Source organism: Burkholderia sp. B10, from assembly GCF_004368385.1.
GTDB classification, from domain to species: Bacteria; Pseudomonadota; Gammaproteobacteria; order Burkholderiales; family Burkholderiaceae; genus Burkholderia; species Burkholderia vietnamiensis.
Genome location: NZ_PQMX01000006.1, coordinates 148,301 through 165,467, shown reverse-complemented (window position 1 = coordinate 165,467; position 17,167 = coordinate 148,301). Strand labels below are relative to the sequence as shown.

The following is a 17,167-nucleotide window of genomic DNA, read 5'->3' as shown; positions in this document are numbered from 1 at the left end:
GACTCTTGCTTACATCGGATACTTGTCGAAATCGATGTTGGTGGGGCGCACGGTGGGGCGGGGGGCGTTCGGTTGGGGCGTCGTGCCATATCGCGCTGCCTGCGACACCTGCGATGGGCCGGCCGCGTCATGCCGGCGTGCGACATCGGGAAGCCGCTCCCGCGCCATGCCGTGTGGGCGGGTCGCGGGTTCGGCGCTATCATCGCGTCACGTTCCATTTCGCCGGCGCGCTGCACGCCGGCCCAGCCTCATGCGTCCACCTCGCCTCGACCAACTCGACGATCTCGACCGGCAACTCGTCGCGCTGCTGCAAGCCGATGCGCGCGCGAGCGTCGCCGATCTCGCGCGACAGCTCGACGTCGCCCGCACGACCGTCGTCGCGCGCATCGCGCGGCTCGAGCGCACCAACGTGATCGCCGGTTACAGCGTGCGGCTCGGGCAGGACGTGCTGGACGCGAGCATCTACGCGTACGTCGGCATCATCCTCACGCCGAAGTTCGGCAAGGACGTGCTGCGCAAGCTGGACCGGATGCCCGAAGTGCAACTGCTGTGCGCGGTGAGCGGCGAATACGACTATGTCGCGTGGCTGCGCGCCGATTCGCCGGAGCGGCTCAACGACCTGCTTGACCAGATCGGCTCGCTCGAAGGTGTCGAGCGCACGACGACGTCGATCATTCTGTCGCGCAAGATCGATCGCGGCACCATCGGTGGATGATGAGGCGCATGCGTGCTTCATGCGTGACGCCGTGGCGCGATGTGGGTCGTTGCGCCGGGTGTTTCTTCGTTTCCCTCTGGTGACGCGGGCCGCGGCGGGGGGAGGTCGGGGCGCGTTGGCCGTTTCTTCGCTTGTCTCGGATGGCGTCTGTCGCGGCGCGTAACGTCGGGTCGCGCTCGCTGTTTCTTCGTTTCTCGCCGGCGGCGTCGGTTGCGGCGTGTTACGTCGGCTCGTGCCGGCTATTTCTTCGCTTTGGTCCGGTAACGCCGGCTGCGGCGGGTGATGTCGGGCCGTGCCCGATGTTTCTTCATTCTCTCTACCGACGCCAGGACCGACGCGTCACGTCGAGCTGCGTCGGCTATTCCTCGGTTTCTCTCCGTGACGCCCGCGCAACGAGCGCATTGCGTCGCGTCATGTCAGGCCTCTTCGCGCATGCATCGGTGCGGCGAACGCGTGTCGGCGCGCGTCATGATGTCTCGCCTCTGTCCCGCATTGCGGCTTCAGCCCGCCCCCATTCGCTTCAAACGCCCGCGCCAGCCGCTTGCCCGGCGACATATCTGCGATTTTTATACGATCTCGTCGAAACGGCGAAACCATTCGTCAATTAGTCGAATTTATCGGTCGTTTCGCATCATTCTTCGTCTTGGAACTGATTTTGCGCGTCCCTAAACTGTGTTCATGGCTCGACGCCGTACACGAACACCAAACCCATCATCAGGAGATAAGCGCATGAAAATCGCCATTGTCGGCGCAGGTCTGATCGGTCACACCATTGCTCACATGCTGCGTGAAACGGGCGACTACGAGGTCGTGGCATTCGACCGCGACGCCGATGCGCTTGCCAAGCTCTCGCGTGAAGGCATCGCGACGCAGCGGGTCGATTCGGCCGACGCCAATGCGATTCGCGAAGCCGTGAAGGGCTTCGATGCGCTCGTCAATGCGCTGCCGTACTACCTCGCGGTGAACGTCGCCGCGGCGGCGAAGGCGGCCGGCGTGCACTATTTCGACCTGACCGAGGACGTGCGCGCAACCCACGCGATCCGCGAACTCGCCGACGGCTCCGACCACGCGTTCATGCCGCAATGCGGGCTGGCGCCGGGCTTCATCGGCATCGCCGCACACGAGCTCGTGAACGGTTTCAGCGAAGTGCGCGACGTGAAGATGCGCGTCGGCGCGCTGCCCGAGTATCCGACGAACGCGCTGAAGTACAACCTGACCTGGAGCGTCGACGGGCTGATCAACGAATACTGCCAGCCGTGCGAAGCGATCCGCGACGGCCGCAAGCAGTGGGTGCAGCCGCTCGAAGGCCTCGAGCACTTCTCGCTCGACGGCACCGAATACGAGGCGTTCAACACGTCGGGCGGCCTCGGCACGCTGTGCGAAACGCTGTCGGGCAAGGTCGAGTCGCTGGACTACAAGTCCGTCCGCTATCCGGGCCACCGCGCGCTGGTGCAGTTCCTGCTCGAGGACCTGCGCCTGTCGAGCGACCGCGACACGCTGAAGGCGATCATGCGCCGCGCGGTGCCGTCGACGAAGCAGGACGTCGTGCTCGTGTTCGTCACGGTGACGGGCGTGAAGGACGGCCAGCTCGTGCAGGACGTATTCACGCGCAAGATTTTCGCGAAGGACGTATGCGGGATGCACATGAGCGCGATCCAGATCACGACGGCTGGCGCGATGTGCGCGGTGCTGGATCTGTTCCGCGAAAAGAAGCTGCCGCAGAGCGGTTTCATCCCGCAGGAGAAGGTCTCGCTGAAGGCGTTCCTCGCGAACCGCTTCGGCAAGCTGTACGAAGGCGGAACGATGGAGCGCGTGCACGCACTGGCGTGACGCACGCGTCTTTGGTACGAGGGTAAAGGCGACGCCGGGAGCGCAACAGCGCTTCCGGCGTTGTCGTTTCGACGCAGGCGCCGCGTCGCGCGGCGTCAGGCGGGCAGGGGAGCGTTCAGGCCGACCGCGACGCGCCGGCGGCCGGTTGCTCGTGCGGCTGCGCGAGGCGGTGCAGCAGCGCGTCGATGTCCGCGTCGGACGGTGCGGTGTTGTCGAACATCACGATGCCGTCGCATTCGTCACCGGTCGGCACGAAGCGGCGCTGCCGGTATTCGTCCCAGTGGGCGAGCTTGTACGCATCGTTCGGATTGCCGCGCGCGACGATCCGCTGGTGCGCGACGTCTTCGGCGGTGTGGACCCAGACGACCGTCAGCGAGATGTCAGGCCCGATGCCGAGCCAGTCGCGGTCGAGAATGCGCCCGTCACGCACTTCGCGCGACAGCGGGGCGACCACCAGCACGCCGATGCCGAGCGCGAGATTCTCGCGGGCCGTGTCGAGCAGGCCCTGGTATTCGGGGTCACGCAGATGTTTCAGGTAGAGCGGGCTGTCGCGATCGTTCGGGTCGGCGGTGAGGGCGCCCATCGCGGCCGAGCTGTAGCGGCCGTACAGCGTGTCCTTGTCGAGCAGGCAGAAGGCTTCGCCGGTGGCTCGCATCAGCGGCCCGATCAGCCGCTTTGCGAGCGTGGTCTTGCCGGTGCCGGCATGACCGCAGAAGAACACCAGATGCGTCACGAATACCGGCTCCCCGAATCGGCAGGCGACGCGTCGGAGCCCTTGTTGCCGCGCGAAAACACTTCGGCCTCGAGCCACATCGCGTTGATGACGCCGAAACCGAGCGCCACGCCGATGCCGAGTATCCACGAGAAATACCACATGGGTTCGTCTCCTTGAAGGTTGGGCCGCGCGGGGCTGCCGCGCGTGTGTCGAAGCGATGCCGACGCATGCGCCAACGGCGCATGCAGCCCGATCATGACCAATATCGGCGAGCGGCGCAAGCCGGGCCGATTGCGAGTCAAACCGGTAAACTGGTGCGAAAACTGCAACGCCACGGACACCATGCTGATCAACTGTGCTGCATACCAGGACGGCCGCAAGCTGGCCGACATCGATATCGAGGCCATCAGCGACTACGTATCGAAGCCCGAATGTTTCGTCTGGGTCGCGCTGAAGGAGCCGACGCCCGACGAAATCGACCTGATGGGCGAGGAATTCGGGCTGCACGAGCTTGCGCTCGAGGATGCCCGCAAGGGGCACCAGCGGCCGAAGATCGAGGAGTACGGCGACTCGCTGTTCGCCGTGCTGCATACCGTCGAGCTGGACGACGACGGCGAATTCAAGGTCGGCGAACTGAATGTGTTCGTTGGCCCGAACTACGTGCTGTCGATCCGCAACCATACCGAACAGGACTTTCGCGACGTGCGCAAGCGCTGCGAGCGCGAGCCGCATCTGCTGCGCGAAGGTTCGGCGTTCGTGTTCTATGCGCTGATGGATCAGGTCGTCGACCGCTATTTTCCGATTCTGGAAACGCTCGGCGCCGAGCTCGAGGAGCTGGAAGACCGGATCTTCGCGAAGGCGACGCCTGCCGCGTCGCGCGCGATCATCGAGGATCTCTATTCGCTCAAGCGCCGGCTCGTGACCTTGTATCAGCACACGGCGCCGCTGATGGAGCCGCTCGCGAAGCTCACGGGCGGGCGTATCCCGCAGGTCTGTAGCGGGATGCAACATTACTTTCGCGACGTGTACGACCACCTGCAACGCATCGTGAAGACGATCGAAGGGCGGCGCGAAATGGTCGTGACCGCGATCCAGGTGAACCTCGGGATGATCTCGCTGGCCGAAAACGAGGTGACCAAGCGGCTCGGGTCGTTCGCCGCGCTGTTCGCGATCCCGACGATGATCGCGGGCATCTACGGGATGAACTTCGCCAACATGCCCGAACTGCACCTGAAATATGGCTTCTACGGCTGTATCGCCGCGATGGCCGTGGCCGACCTCGCGCTGTGGTGGCGCTTCAAGCGGGCGGGGTGGTTGTAGGCCGTAGCCTAGCCCGGTGCGTGCCGGCCGACGACGACCCGCCACGGCCGCACGCGCCACGACTTGACGAGCCCGTTCTGCACGTACGGATCGGCGCGCGCGAACGATTCAGCGACGGCCGGCGAATCGCTTTCGAACACGAGCACGGCCTGATCGGCCGGATCCTGCAATGCGCCGGCGAGCACGAGTTCGCCGCGTTCCGTGGCCGCGCGCGCCAGCGCGAGATGCTCGGCACGGTATTGCTCGCGCCGGGACAGGTAATCGTCGACGAGTTCGTAGATCAGCTGGTAGTGCATGGTCGCTCCGGGGAAGTCGGTTGCCTCACGGTCGGCGGGTTGTCTTGGCTCAGTATAGGGTGCGGTTCGCGGGTCGGCGCGGTGGTTTGCGGCTCGGGCTGCGTGGGCGATTCGGGCCGATGCGGACGATATGATCGAGCGGCATTATGTCTCCCCATTATTTGCAACTAACTCCAGATTCGTTTTTCATGCCGTCAACATGGTCGAACGGCATTTCGGGAAAGGGGGCCGAAAGCGACGATCGCCGCTGGTCTCGAGACGATCCGAGGCCGTTTTCATTGACCGGAATGCGACCTATGCTGAACGAATCCGGAGCGAACTTCGTTCGCTCGATTCGTCCAGACGAGGTGTGCGATGCCTGTTTCCGCGACGCTGCAGGACTGCCTGCGCGAGAAGTCATCCCGGTACGAAGTCGTGTACCACCCGTATAGCCATACCAGCATGGAGACGGCCGCAGCCGCGCATATCCCCGGCGAACGGCTCGCCAAGACAGTTCTGCTCGAGGACGATCAGGGCTACGTCGCCGTGGTGCTGCCGACGTCGCACGCGATCCGGTTCTCCGACCTGTGGATCAAGACCGGACGCCATCTCGTTCTTGCCAAGGAAATCGAACTGCGCCAACTGTTCAAGGATTGCGAGATGGGCGCGTTGCCGCCGATATGCATGGCGTACGGGATGAAGACGTTCCTCGAGGAGCAACTCGCGCAGCAGCCGGAAGTTTATTTCGAGGCCGGCGATCACGAGGCGCTGATCCATATGACGCAAGACGAATTTCTCGCGCTGATGGAAACCGCCGAACGCGCGCATTTCTCGCACAAGATGCTCGGAATGTGGGTGTCTTGACGGGTGTGTGGTGCTTGCGATTCGCAGTTCGTGGCTCGCCGGGAAGATCGGGGACGGCGCCGTGCGGGCTGCGGTCGCGAGTTTGGACGCGGTCCACTGGGGGGTGATAGACGGCTACCGTTCGGGGCGAACTGCGGGGACGGGGTCTGTTGGTCGTTGGTGGAATCCTTGATTTGACATAATCATTATTATCAGTCGGAGCGATGTAGTAGCTTTTTAGAAATGTCGTGTTCCAGCCATTTAGAAATGTCGCGTTTTGGACTTCGGTAAGCTTGCCGGCTCCCCGTCAGATCATGGAGCCGGCGATGCACCGAACAGCTCTGGTGACATTGAACATGCGAGAACTCGACCGTCTGAAGGTAATCCAGGCCGTGGTGGATTTGGGGCTGAAGCCCGGTCGCGCGGCCGAACGCCTGGGCCTGACGGTCCGGCAGATCGAGCGGCTGGTGATTCGATACCGGGAGTCTGGCGCGGCGGGCCTGACCTCGCGCAAGCGTGGCGGTCCTGGCAACCGGCGGCTGGATGCGGAGTTGGCCCAGCGGGCCCTGACGATCATCCGGGATCGCTACGCCGATTTCGGGCCGACACTGGCGTGCGAGAAGCTCCGGGAATGCCACGGTATCGGGCTGGCCAAGGAAACGGTCAGGAAGCTGATGACGGACGCTGGCTTGTGGATTCCGCGCCGACAGCGACCACCGAAGGTTTATCAGCCACGAGCACGCCGGGCGTGCCTGGGCGAGCTGATCCAGATCGATGGCAGCGACCATCGGTGGTTCGAGGAACGGGCGCAGGCCTGCATGCTGCTGGTGTACGTCGACGATGCGACGAGCCGGCTGATGATGTTGCACTTCACGCAGACCGAATCGACCTTCAGCTACTTCGAGGCGACGCGGGCATACATCGAGCGCCACGGCAAGCCGGTAGCGTTTTACAGCGACAAAGCCAGCGTATTTCGCAGCACGACCGCGGGCAAAACCGGCAGCAGCGTGACGCACTTTGGCCGGGCGATGTTCGAGTTGAACATCGACACGTTCTGCGCGAACAGCAGCTCGGCCAAGGGGCGCGTTGAGCGTGCGCACCTGACGCTGCAGGATCGGCTGGTCAAGGAGTTGAGATTGCGCGGCATCAGCACAGTCAACGACGCCAACGCCTATGCGCCCTCCTTCATCGCTGCTTACAACACACGCTTTGCGAAGCCGCCGAAGAGCGATTTCAATGCGCATCGGCCGCTGCGGGATGACGAGAATCTGGACACGGTGTTGACCTGGCGCGAAACACGTCGGGTATCGAAATCGCTGACAGTGCTGTACGACCGAGTGCTTTACTTGCTACCGGTCAACCGGAAGCTGATTCACCGCTATATCGATGTATGGGAGTACCCGGACGGGCGAATCGAAATCCGGGCCGATGGCAAAGTCCTGTCTTGCCGCATTTACGACAAGTTGGCGGAGGTCGATCAAGGTGCCGTGATCGAGCAAAAACGACTGAGTCACGTGCTCCAAGTATCGCAAGCGATTCAGGCGCAGCGCGACAATCGTCGAGCATCCGGATCACCGTCGCGAACCAATCAAGGTCAGGCCGTGCGCGGTTCAAAGCAACCCGTCGGCACCAAAAAGCAACGTGCATTCACGCAGGCCGACGTTGAGCAGGTGATCGTTGATCTCGCCGAACACCGACAGGCACAGAATCAACCCCGCAAACCTCGCCGGCGGTCTGCGAAGGCCAACGCGGTAAGCGTAAGCGCCCTGCAGGATCAGGACCAAATCTTCGACACTGCGTGATTTGGAAGCCCATAAGAAACAAATCCCGAACCCCTGAAAACACGACATTTCTATCTGGCTGGCACCCCGACATCTTGAAATGGCTACGACAAACGATTGTAAGAGCAAAGTAGTAATGTCGCGTTTCCGCTAAATAATCGAGGCTGTAGCCGGGTGTCGGCTCAAACGGCCAACCGGCTGGAATTGACGACGCGGCAGATTCGCCGCTCGGCCACGACCGACTCGAGCACGGATTGCTTCTGCGATGTTTGGGGCCGTGCTGCGGACACCTGACATCCCACGAACCAGATTGACGCAAGGAAACGTCTCAAGCGCAGATTGCCATCACGCACTTGCCGCACCGAGACAACCTGCGTTTGATGTCAGGGCTTCCGTGCCGCCCTCGAGCGCCGCCTCCACCAGCCTTTCAATAGTGTCATCGTGCCGAAACCCGGCCTCGAGCGCTCGCCTATCCACGAGCGGCGGTTGCCGTCCAAAACGTTGCTCGATCTGATCCACGGGCGCGTAGTCGATCGTGAACGCGCCGAAGCGCCGGCGCAACGCATCGACGATCTCTCCCACGGAAAGATGCAAGACGGGCGGCGTCCACACGCGGCCCGCGTGCAACGACGCCGCCGGCATGCGCGCGGCGTGCAGCAGGTTGTCCACGCAGCATCTTCGCGACATCCACCATGCGGTAGCGTCGGGCGACACGGGGCACGTATAAGCCTCGCCGCGCTGTGCCATGCGAAAGATCTGGCTCATGAACGCCGACCCATGTCCCGACGACAACTCCGGCCGCGCCACGATGCCGGGCAGCCGCAGCGCGCGGCCGTCCAGCTCGCCGCGACGCGTCCAGTTCGCAAGGATCAGTTCGCCGACCAGCTTGTGCGTACCGTAGCTCGTGGCCGGGTGCGGCGCCGTGTGCTCATCGACAAAGTTCGGCAACGGTTCGCCCAACACCGCAACGCTGCTCGCGTAGACCACGCGTGCCGCGTACCCCTCGTGCAGCACGGCCTGCTTCGCGAGAAGTTCGAACAGCGTGAGCATGCCCCACAGATTGACGCTGTCGCCCGCAGCCGGCTCGGCTTCCGCTTGCGCGCCGGGCATGCTTGCCAGATGAAAGACGACGTCCACTGGTCTCGCGAGTAGCGGCTCGAGAATCTCGGGGCGGCCGAAATCGCCGGCCACCGCCGTGACGCGCGTGTCACCTGGCGCGCGCTCCAGTCGTCGATCGATCAGCACGAGTTCCGACACATCGCCGGACTGCGTGATGCCATCGTGCAGCAAGCGCTCGACAAGCGCCCTCCCAACGAATCCTCCCGCTCCTGTGACGAGCACTCTCATGATCGCAGCGCCTCGCTTGTGACCTCGCTTATGACCTCATCCCTGACCTGCTCTGCGTCGCGAGACGCGCGCACGACCTGCTGGTCGATCGACCCGAACGGCGTGCCGCCCGCGTCGTCGCGAGCCGTCATGCGAACGCGGTCGCCAAACTGCATGAACGGTGTGTGTGCCTTTCCTTCATCGATCATCTCGATCACGCGCCGCTCGGCAATGCACGCGGACCCGGCGCCGCGGTCCACGTTCGACACCGTGCCGGAACCGACGATCGTCCCCGCCGACAGCCTGCGCGTACGCGCCGCATGTGCGATGAGCTCGCCGAACCCGAAGCTCATTTCCCCGCCGTGCGGATGCCCGAACCAGCGCTCATTCCAGTCCACGTGCAAACGCAGATGCACGCGACCGTCGCGCCAATGCTCGCCCAGTTCGTCCGGCGTGACCGCGACGGGCGCAAAGCTCGTGGAGGGCTTGGCCTGCAGAAACCCGAAGCCGGTCTTCATCTCGCGCGGCCCGAACGCGCGCAGGCTCCAGTCGTTGAGCTGCACGATGAGGCGCACGCGCCGAACCGCATCGTCGGGCGACACGCCCATCGGCACGTTTGCCACCACCACGCCGAACTCGCCTTCGAAGTCGATGCCGTCGTGTTCGTCCGGCAAGGGCACGTCGTGGTGCGGCCCGAGAAAATCATCGCTTGCGCCCTGGTACATCACAGGCACCGTGTCGAACTCGGAGATGGGCGGCGTATTGAACGCCTGTTCCATGAGGCGACCGTGATTCAGGAACGCCGAGCCGTCGCACCACTGCGGACTGCGTGGCAACGGCGCAGCGCAAGCCTGCGGATCGAACGGGCGTGCGTCGGGCAACGCGCCCGCATTCAGCGCGTCGTAACGTGCCGCGAGTAGCGGCGCGACCGCGTCCCAACGTTGCAGCGCATCGAGCAACGTCGGCGCGATCGGTGCGGCGTCCACGGCATAACGAAGGTCGCGCGACACGAGCAGCAGGCGGCCATCGGCGCCGTCCGGCAACGAACTGAATTTCATCGTGCCTCCCTCTCCGTCCGGCTCGCGAGCGCGGCGGCAATCGCCGGGTCGTAGACGCCGTCGATCAACGCGAACAGCATCCGGCACATGCGTCCCGAGCGATTCGCCCACGCATGGTTGGTCCCCCGTTGAATCACCACGTTGCCCTGCTTCAGCACGACCTCGGCGCCGTCGAGTATCAACGTCATCTCGCCTTCGATCACGACGCCATAGTCGATCGACTCCGTGCGATGCATGAGCGGATGCGGCGAGTCGGCCTGGACGGTCGATGCATCGGCGTCGCCGATCTGGCTGAACGCCGCATGCATGGCCGCGGCGCCGTGCGCGAGAAACTCCGGCGTGTCGGGCGGAATGTCGACGAAGCGCACGCGCGTGCCGTATCTCGGCGGCGGCAACATGAGCTCGCCGATGGTGGGATCGGAGCCGTTGTTCACCACCGCGGGGCTTTCCGACGTGCTCCAGACTTCGTGGAATACCGTGCCGGGAATCGCGGCAATTTCCGCGACGGTGGACAACGGACCATCGGACATGACGATCGCCCGGCCGTTGGCGTCATGGCCGGTCACGACGCGACGAATGGTGGAAAAGCTCATGCTGCGCGCTCCGCATCGGGTTGTTCGAGAATCGCGACGGCGCGCGTCCAGCCGGCGGAAGCGCCGCGGATCTTGTGCGGGAAGCAACTGATCGTGAAGCCGGCGGGCGGCAACGCTTCGAGGTTGTGCAGTTTCTCCAGATGGCAGTAGCCGATGTCGCGGCCGGCCTTGTGCCCTTCCCAGATCAGCGACGTATCGCCCGTCTGCGCAATCTTCGTCGCGGTGTAGGAGAACGGCGCGTCCCAACTCCAGGCGTCGGTGCCCGTCAGGCGCACGCCGCGCTCCAGCAGATACATGGTGGCCTCGTAGCCCATGCCGCAGCCCGCGTTCACGTAATCGCCGTGCCCATAGCGCGAGCCGGCCCGCGTGTTCACGACGACGATGTCGAGCGGCTGCAACGCGTGGCCGATACGCGCCAGTTCGGCCTCGACATCGGCGGCGCTCGCGACGTAGCCATCGGGGAAATGGCGGAAATCGAGCTTCACGCCGGGCTGGAAACACCACTCCAGCGGCACCTCGTCGATCGTGATGGACGGCCGCGCCTCGCCGAGCCGTGCGTCCATGGTCGAATGGAAATGCCAGGGCGCGTCCAGATGCGTGCCGCTGTGCGTCGTGAGCGTGACCCATTCCGCGGCGGCAGCCTCGCCGTCGGGATAATCGTCGGCTTTCGTGCCCGGCAGCATGGCCATGAATTCGGGCAACGTGTCTGCGTGCTTCTGGTAGGTGATCTTCGGCGCGAGCGGCGGCGGATCGGACAGCACGTCGTTCTCCAGATAAATGGAGAGATCGACAAACCGGCGAACGGGCTTCATGCGTTGACTCCTTGCGTATCAGGACGGCCCTCGAGCCGCGAAAAGCAGAACACCGCCGCCACCGCGATCATGGCCGCCGCAATGCCCAGGCTGCCGTAGCCCGAATGCTTGACGAGCGTGCCGCCGAGGAGCGGCCCGATTGCGGCGCCCGTCATCAGCATGGCGGGCGTCGCGGCAACGGCGCGTCCGGTACGGTCGATGCGGGCGAGCATGCCGAACGCGAAGGTATGGGTGAAGATCATCACGGCGGCAAAGACGGCGGTGGCCGCGGCATACGGCCCGACGGTCGCGCTGTGCGTGATGATCAACGCAAGCGCCGCCTGTAAGATGGGACCGCCCTGCACCACCCTGCGCCCCGCGATGCGCCGTTCGAGCAGCCCCGCCACCGGTGCGGGAAACAGGTTGACGAAGCCGAGCGCGATCAGCGTGCCCGTCACGGCGCCGAAGCCGAAACCGTGGTCGAACCCGATGCGCTGCACGAAGCTGAAGAGCATCGACTGCGTGAGCCCCATGCATCCCACGCCTGCCATGCCGAACCAGACCGCGCGCGCGAAGCGCGGCTCGGCGACCGACGCCGTGCTGCGTTGCGCGCGAATCGACGGGAATGCCAGGGCGCAGGCAATCGCCGCCGTAGCCATGATCCCCGCGAACACGCGAAACAGCATGGCGCCGCCGTGTTGCGCGATCAACGCAGGCGTGCCGCCCAGAAACGCGATTGCGAAGATGCCGAGCGCGAGCCCCGCGCCGGCGAACAGGCGATGCGGATGGCGGCTGCGTCCGATCGTGCCGTGTGCGAAGCTCAGCCCGCAGCCCACGGCGATACCGGCCAACGCATGCAGCACCGCCATCGCCGCATAGCCGTCAATCGACGCGATGCCGACGAACGCGAGCGTCGCCGTGCCGAAACCGAGCGTCGCCATGACGCGTGCCGGCAGACGGTTCAGGCGCGGCGAGAAGAACAGGCTGCCGACGACGGCCCCCGCCAGAAACAGCGTGGCGAGCAGGCCGGCCTGCTGTGGGTCGAGCCGGTACGCGCCGATCAGGGTGCCCACCCATACCGGCAAGGCGACCAGATCGACCATGCCGGCGCAGTGCGAGACCATCAGGACCGCGATGCCGGATGCGCGCAGGCGGGTGCCCGCATCCGCGTCCGCATCGGCGCCGCCCGGCAGGTCGACGTGCGCGGCATGCGCCGCGTGTGCCGCAGAAAGGTTCGTTTCCATCGTGGCTCCGGTCGTCAGATCTGCTGCGCGAGCCGCTGGTGCGTCTCGTGCATGATGCGGGTGTGTTCAGCCTTGTCGCCGCCGCTGATCTCGATCTCGCCGAGGCGCCCGGAGTTTTCCACCACCATGCGGCAGCGCTCCCAGCGCCGCGCCTGGAAAGCCTGCAACGCCGCCTGCACCGTCGCGCCGCGTCCCAGCTCCTCGGCCAGCACGATGCCGTCTTCTATGCCGATGCCCGCGCCCGCGGCCATATGCGGCGTGGTGGCGTGCACGGCGTCGCCCACCAGCACCACGCGCGCGCTGAACCAGGGCTGCGGCAGCAGCAGGCTTTCCAGCGGACGATAGATGCAGTGCGACTGCGGTCCCACCTGCGCGCGAATGGATTGCACCAGCGGCGCGCCGAACGGCGCCAGCAGATCCGCGAGCATGCGCGGCCAGTGCGCGGGATCGACGCGCTCGTTCGTCGGCCGGTCTTCCGTGACGAAGACGTACATTTCTTCCTGCGAAACAGGATTGACGCCGGCCTTCACCTTCTGCCCCAGCCACATCGTGGCGCAGACGATCTCCGCCGGCCGCGGCACGACCGCGCGCCACACGCCCTGACCCGTGTAGTGCGGCTTGGGCGCATCCGGGAACACGGCATCGCGCACTTTCGAGTACAGGCCGTCGGCGCCCACCACGAGGTCGTAGCGGCCGTGCGTGCCGTCCGTGAACGTCACGTCCACGCCGTCGTCGCGCTGCGCGATCTGCGAGAACGTGCAGCCGAGCCGCACGTGCACGCCGGCCGCACGCGTCGCATCCGCCAGAATTCCGGCCAGCGCGGGGCGCATGATGGCTCCGCCGCCGGGCACGTCGTCGCCCGCTACGCGCGGCGTCGGCAACGTGCCGATCGGATGGCCCGCGGCGGTGAAGAGGTTCACGCCGTCGCCGCCGTGGCCGTGTTCGAAGAAGGCGTCGAGCACGCCCACGGTGCGCAGGGCGCGCAGCGTCGGGCCGCCGATGCTGATGCCCGCGCCATACGAACGCCAGCCCGTGTCGATTTCCACGAGATCGACGCTCAGGCCGAGCTTCGCGCACTGGATCGCGGTCGTCATGCCGGCGAACCCTCCGCCGATGACGAGGATGCGCTGAAGGGAGGATGTCATAGGGGTGTCTCCTGGTGCTTTATGTGATCGATCGTGTGTCGTGCCGGACCAGCACGACGTAGCCGTCTTCCGTCACTTCGATGGGAACCGCGATCAGCCGCCGGCCGAGGCACGGTCCGAGCAGGCACACGCCGCTCGCCATGTCGAACTGCGCGCCGTGCGCGTGACAGACGATGCGCGTGGCGTCGCCGTTCAGATAGGCGTCCTTGCGCCAGGCCATCGGCGTGTCGCCGAAATGCGGGCAGGCGTCGCGCCAGGCATGAAGCTGCTCGCCGCGCCGCACGACGAAGATCGTGTCGCGCCCCGCTCCGTCGGGATCGAAGCCGCGCGCGCCGGGATCGGGCAGATCCGCGACGCTTGCCAGGCGTACTCGAAGCAATGGCTCGGACATGGTCGTGCGCGGTCAGTCCGCCTTGACGCCGGCCGGCGGCGCCGCGCCCGGCGCCCAGTTCTCGCGATGCTGGAACAGGAACAGCTGCGATGTGTCCGCGCCCAGCGCGGCTTCGCGTGCGGTCCAGTCCGTATCGTGCAGGTCCATGTCGGCGTCGTACTCCACGTGGCAGCCGAACGGGCTGTTGAAGTACCAGAACCAGTTGGAGCCGAAGCGGTGACGCCCCGGCCCCCAGAACGACTGGTAGCCCTTCGCGACGAACCGCGTGCCTGCCTGAAGCACCTCGCTCGGACCGCCCATATGGAACGTGAAGTGTTCGCAGCCCTTCATGAACGGTGGCGTCTCGATCATGAACAGCGTGTGATGGTCGAGCGTGCCGGCCGGTTGCAGGAACGGGCCGACGCCCGTGAAGCGGTCCGTGCAGCGAAAGCCGAGCCGCTCCACGTAGAACGCCTCGGCGCGCGCGGCGTCCGGCACGAAGTAGACGACGTGCGAAAGCGTGCGCGGCGTGAGCGCGGCATCGTCTCGTGCGCCGACCACGTTCGGTGCGCGTTGCGCCGGCGCGCCGGGCGCGTTCACCGGCTCGGCGGGCAGCGAAAGCGGCCGGCGCTTCGTGAGCTGAAAGCCGATGGCAAAGCCCATGTCGTCCATCGATTCGATCGACCCGTCGGCGAGCGTGCGCACTTCGCGGTCGCGATGCAGCTCGCCGGCAATCGCATCGAGCGCCGTGGCATCGGCCACGCCGTAGACGGTTTTGCGCAGCATGCTCGCCGTGCCGAGTGAAGGTGCGAGGCGCGCGTCGTCGCGATGCGCGATTTCGATGCCCGTGCCGTCGAGCGCTTCGAAGCGCCCGCCGGTGTCGTCGCGGCGCACCGGCACCAGGCCATAGTCGATCAGATACTGGCCGCACGCGGCGACGTCGTCCACGCCGAAGGCCAGCGTATCGAGTCCGATGATGTTCATAAGATTGCGTTCCAAGAAAAGGTGGATCAGCGTGCGGTGCGTCCGCCGAGGGTTTCGGCGACCCAGTCGGCGATGAAGTGCCCCGCGTTGATGGAGTTGTCGAAGCTCGAGTGCTGCACGCCGCCTTCGCGTTCGGTGAAGATCTTCAGTTCGCGCTTCGGGCTGTTCACGAGCTGCTCGTAGGTGCGATGCGCCCAGGCCACGGGAATCTGCGAGTCCTTCGAGCCGTGCGTGACGAGGAACGGCACCTTGATGCGTTCGACCACGCCGTCGAGATGCACGTCTTCCGCGATGCGCATGAAGTCGTCGATGTCTTTGGCGCCCCAGACCCAGCAGACGTGCTTCCAGTAATGCGGCACCGGGAAGTTGCCCTCGCGCTGCAGGCGCTTTTTCTGCACGTCGCGCCAGTCGTGATTCGCGCCCCATACGACGCCGCACGCGAAACGCGGCTCGAAGGCGACCGCGCGCGGACAGTAGTAGCCGCCGAGCGAGACGCCCTCCATGCCGATCCGCTTTGCGTCCACGTCGTCGCGCGTTTCGAGCCAGTCCACGATACGGCTCGCCCAGACCTCGGTGTTGTAGACCGCGTGCATGCCATGCAGCCGCAGCGCTTCGCCGGTGCCGGGCTGATCGACGATCAGCGACGACACGCCGCGCTGTGCGAGCCATGCCGGCAAGCCGACGAAGTACTTCATTTCCTTGGTCGAATCGAGGCCGTTCACCTGCACGAGCAGCGGGCTGCGCGCGCCGCAGGTCTGCTGCGCCTTCACGAGCAGGCCGGACAAGTGCCCATCGCCGTACGGAATGGTCACGCGCTCGCAGTTTTCGCCGGTCAGCGCGATGGCCCGGTCGAACGTATCGAGCGAACGGCGGTACAGGTCGATGCGCCCGGGCGCATCGTGCGCAAGCATGCGCTCGGCCGTGATGAGATACATGGCGGCACGCCGGTGTTTCTCGCCCGCGGAGAGCAGCCGTCCTTGCGCTTCATCTTCGCCTGCGAGGTCGCACAGGCGGTCGGCCGTCTTGACCCAGGCTTCGCGAAACGCGCGGGTGCCTTCCGCATCGGGCTGGCGCGACGCCTCCATTAGCGGCGCGCACATGTCCTCGATTTCGCCCATGCGCGCGCCCATTTCAATGGCGAGATCGACGGACAGGTTCCAGACGTAGTTGGTAGGAAAGTAGCGAAACATACTGATTGCCTTCGTTGAGGTGACGTACTGCTTGCGATGCGCGCGTAAGCGCTAGCCCTTGCGCCCGAAGCCGGGCCACAGCGGAATGGCGATGTTCAGCCACACGTTGTTGCTCTTCGATGTATTCGCGGCATACACGCCCTGCTGATAGTTGAGGTTGATGTTCCAGCTTCTCGCGTCGTAGACGAGCGACGGGCCGATGCCGAAGGTCCGCATGCGATTGCCCACGTTCGCGCCGTTGGCCTTGTCGTCGCTGAACTGGTTCAGATACTCGCCCACCACGCCGAGCTTCCAGGGGCCGAAGTTCCAGCCGGCCTCGAACTCGCCGACATAGCCATTGCCCGAGCGATAGTTCGTCGTGCCGTTCTTCGCGTTGAGCAGCAGGCGGTTGGCGATGCCGACGTCGAGGCCGTTGGGCGCGTTGTAGCGAATCGAGAACACCGGCTGCACCGACGTGTAGCCCACCGCGACGCTCGCCTTCACGGGGCTGTAGGAACCGTTCTCGAACGCGACGTCGATGCCCGACGCGATCGCAAGGTTCTGCGACAGGCGCCATTGCAGCAACACGGGTGTCAGCGTGATGTTGGAAAGGCCGTTCTGCGTGCCCGACTGCCCCGCTACGCTCGTATGCAGCGACACCACCGGAATGACGAGCTGCGTATAGACGCTCCCGCCCAGCAGATGAAACGGATAGGCCAGCAGCAGACGCGTCGTCTCGGAGAACACCGACGAATGAAACGGGATGGGCAGCTTCTTGCCGTCGTTGCCATAGAGGCCGTTCGAAAAGCTGTAGTTGAACTGCTGCAGCGCGAACAGGCCCGGAATCGGCGGAAGATTGGCGAAATTCGTGCCCACCGCGCCGGCGGGATACGGCGAAACCCCGCCTTCGAATGCCTGTGCCGGGTTCATCGAAACGGCTACCGATACTGCGCAGCCGATGGCCATTGCGGCCGATTTTTTCAACATGCTGTCTCCTCAACCTGGACG

At 65.1% G+C, this 17,167-nt stretch carries 18 protein-coding genes; 5 read left to right on the top strand and 13 right to left on the bottom strand.

Going from position 1 to position 17,167, the window contains the following annotated elements:
* The first annotated feature begins 250 nt into the window (after positions 1–250).
* Together C3Y15_RS05420 and C3Y15_RS05415 are read left to right on the top strand one after the other, a co-directional pair.
* A complete protein-coding gene (locus C3Y15_RS05420; protein ID WP_011884899.1) occupies positions 251–715 on the top strand; it encodes an Lrp/AsnC family transcriptional regulator in 465 nt (154 codons plus the stop codon).
* Positions 716–1,444: 729 nt separating this feature from the next.
* A complete protein-coding gene (locus tag C3Y15_RS05415) occupies positions 1,445–2,545 on the top strand; it encodes a saccharopine dehydrogenase C-terminal domain-containing protein (RefSeq protein WP_011884898.1) in 1,101 nt (366 codons plus the stop codon).
* A gap of 115 nt (positions 2,546–2,660) precedes the next feature.
* Here the strand turns inward: C3Y15_RS05415 and C3Y15_RS05410 are convergent, their stop codons facing one another.
* A complete protein-coding gene (locus C3Y15_RS05410; RefSeq protein ID WP_011884897.1) occupies positions 2,661–3,278 on the bottom strand; it encodes an ATP-binding protein in 618 nt (205 codons plus the stop codon).
* The gene (gene cydX / locus C3Y15_RS05405; RefSeq protein WP_014723062.1) at positions 3,275–3,421 is read right to left on the bottom strand and encodes a cytochrome bd-I oxidase subunit CydX; all 147 of its coding nucleotides are present in this window, start codon (positions 3,419–3,421) and stop codon (positions 3,275–3,277) included. Before cydX ends, C3Y15_RS05410 begins: the two co-directional genes overlap by 4 nt.
* A gap of 181 nt (positions 3,422–3,602) precedes the next feature.
* Between cydX and corA the strand changes: the two genes are divergently transcribed.
* Positions 3,603–4,580, top strand: coding sequence for a magnesium/cobalt transporter CorA (corA, locus tag C3Y15_RS05400; RefSeq protein WP_011884896.1), 978 nt, complete (start codon positions 3,603–3,605; stop codon positions 4,578–4,580).
* Positions 4,581–4,588: 8 nt separating this feature from the next.
* On the opposite strand, the gene C3Y15_RS05395 is transcribed toward corA, so the two are convergent.
* Positions 4,589–4,876: a YciI-like protein gene (locus C3Y15_RS05395; protein ID WP_011884895.1), complete on the bottom strand. Its 288-nt coding sequence runs from the start codon at positions 4,874–4,876 to the stop codon at positions 4,589–4,591.
* Positions 4,877–5,230: 354 nt separating this feature from the next.
* Between C3Y15_RS05395 and C3Y15_RS05390 the strand changes: the two genes are divergently transcribed.
* Both C3Y15_RS05390 and C3Y15_RS05385 read left to right on the top strand, forming a co-directional pair.
* Positions 5,231–5,719 carry a YbaK/EbsC family protein gene (locus tag C3Y15_RS05390; protein ID WP_011884894.1) on the top strand — a complete coding sequence of 163 codons (489 nt, stop codon included), beginning with the start codon at positions 5,231–5,233 and terminating at the stop codon, positions 5,717–5,719.
* 305 nt (positions 5,720–6,024) lie between these two features.
* A complete protein-coding gene (locus C3Y15_RS05385; protein ID WP_059461785.1) occupies positions 6,025–7,500 on the top strand; it encodes an ISNCY family transposase in 1,476 nt (491 codons plus the stop codon).
* Between the two features lie 324 nt (positions 7,501–7,824).
* Here the strand turns inward: C3Y15_RS05385 and C3Y15_RS05380 are convergent, their stop codons facing one another.
* Genes C3Y15_RS05380 through C3Y15_RS05335 form a run of 10 tightly spaced genes read right to left on the bottom strand, consistent with a single transcriptional unit; the run spans position 7,825 to position 17,146 of the window.
* Positions 7,825–8,826 (bottom strand): NAD-dependent epimerase/dehydratase family protein, encoded by a 1,002-nt coding sequence (locus tag C3Y15_RS05380; protein WP_059461757.1) that lies wholly within the window; start codon positions 8,824–8,826, stop codon positions 7,825–7,827.
* Positions 8,823–9,863: a fumarylacetoacetate hydrolase family protein gene (locus C3Y15_RS05375; protein ID WP_045579097.1), complete on the bottom strand. Its 1,041-nt coding sequence runs from the start codon at positions 9,861–9,863 to the stop codon at positions 8,823–8,825. Before C3Y15_RS05375 ends, C3Y15_RS05380 begins: the two co-directional genes overlap by 4 nt.
* Positions 9,860–10,456 carry a cupin domain-containing protein gene (locus C3Y15_RS05370; RefSeq protein WP_045579098.1) on the bottom strand — a complete coding sequence of 199 codons (597 nt, stop codon included), beginning with the start codon at positions 10,454–10,456 and terminating at the stop codon, positions 9,860–9,862. The genes C3Y15_RS05375 and C3Y15_RS05370 overlap by 4 nt, the downstream gene beginning before the upstream one ends.
* On the bottom strand, positions 10,453–11,268 hold the full coding sequence (locus C3Y15_RS05365) for a cyclase family protein (RefSeq protein ID WP_011884890.1): 816 nt from the start codon (positions 11,266–11,268) through the stop codon (positions 10,453–10,455). Before C3Y15_RS05365 ends, C3Y15_RS05370 begins: the two co-directional genes overlap by 4 nt.
* Positions 11,265–12,491: an MFS transporter gene (locus tag C3Y15_RS05360; RefSeq protein WP_081057451.1), complete on the bottom strand. Its 1,227-nt coding sequence runs from the start codon at positions 12,489–12,491 to the stop codon at positions 11,265–11,267. Before C3Y15_RS05360 ends, C3Y15_RS05365 begins: the two co-directional genes overlap by 4 nt.
* Positions 12,492–12,505: 14 nt before the next feature.
* Positions 12,506–13,636 (bottom strand): FAD-dependent oxidoreductase, encoded by a 1,131-nt coding sequence (locus C3Y15_RS05355; RefSeq protein WP_124259895.1) that lies wholly within the window; start codon positions 13,634–13,636, stop codon positions 12,506–12,508.
* 19 nt (positions 13,637–13,655) lie between these two features.
* Complete coding sequence (locus tag C3Y15_RS05350) at positions 13,656–14,027, bottom strand: Rieske 2Fe-2S domain-containing protein (protein WP_059734204.1); 372 nt, start codon at positions 14,025–14,027, stop codon at positions 13,656–13,658.
* Positions 14,028–14,039: 12 nt separating this feature from the next.
* Complete coding sequence (locus tag C3Y15_RS05345; RefSeq protein WP_124259894.1) at positions 14,040–14,990, bottom strand: VOC family protein; 951 nt, start codon at positions 14,988–14,990, stop codon at positions 14,040–14,042.
* 26 nt (positions 14,991–15,016) lie between these two features.
* Complete coding sequence (locus C3Y15_RS05340; protein WP_059734202.1) at positions 15,017–16,180, bottom strand: prolyl oligopeptidase family serine peptidase; 1,164 nt, start codon at positions 16,178–16,180, stop codon at positions 15,017–15,019.
* Positions 16,181–16,231: 51 nt separating this feature from the next.
* Positions 16,232–17,146 (bottom strand): transporter, encoded by a 915-nt coding sequence (locus C3Y15_RS05335; protein WP_124259893.1) that lies wholly within the window; start codon positions 17,144–17,146, stop codon positions 16,232–16,234.
* Positions 17,147–17,167: the final 21 nt, after the last annotated feature.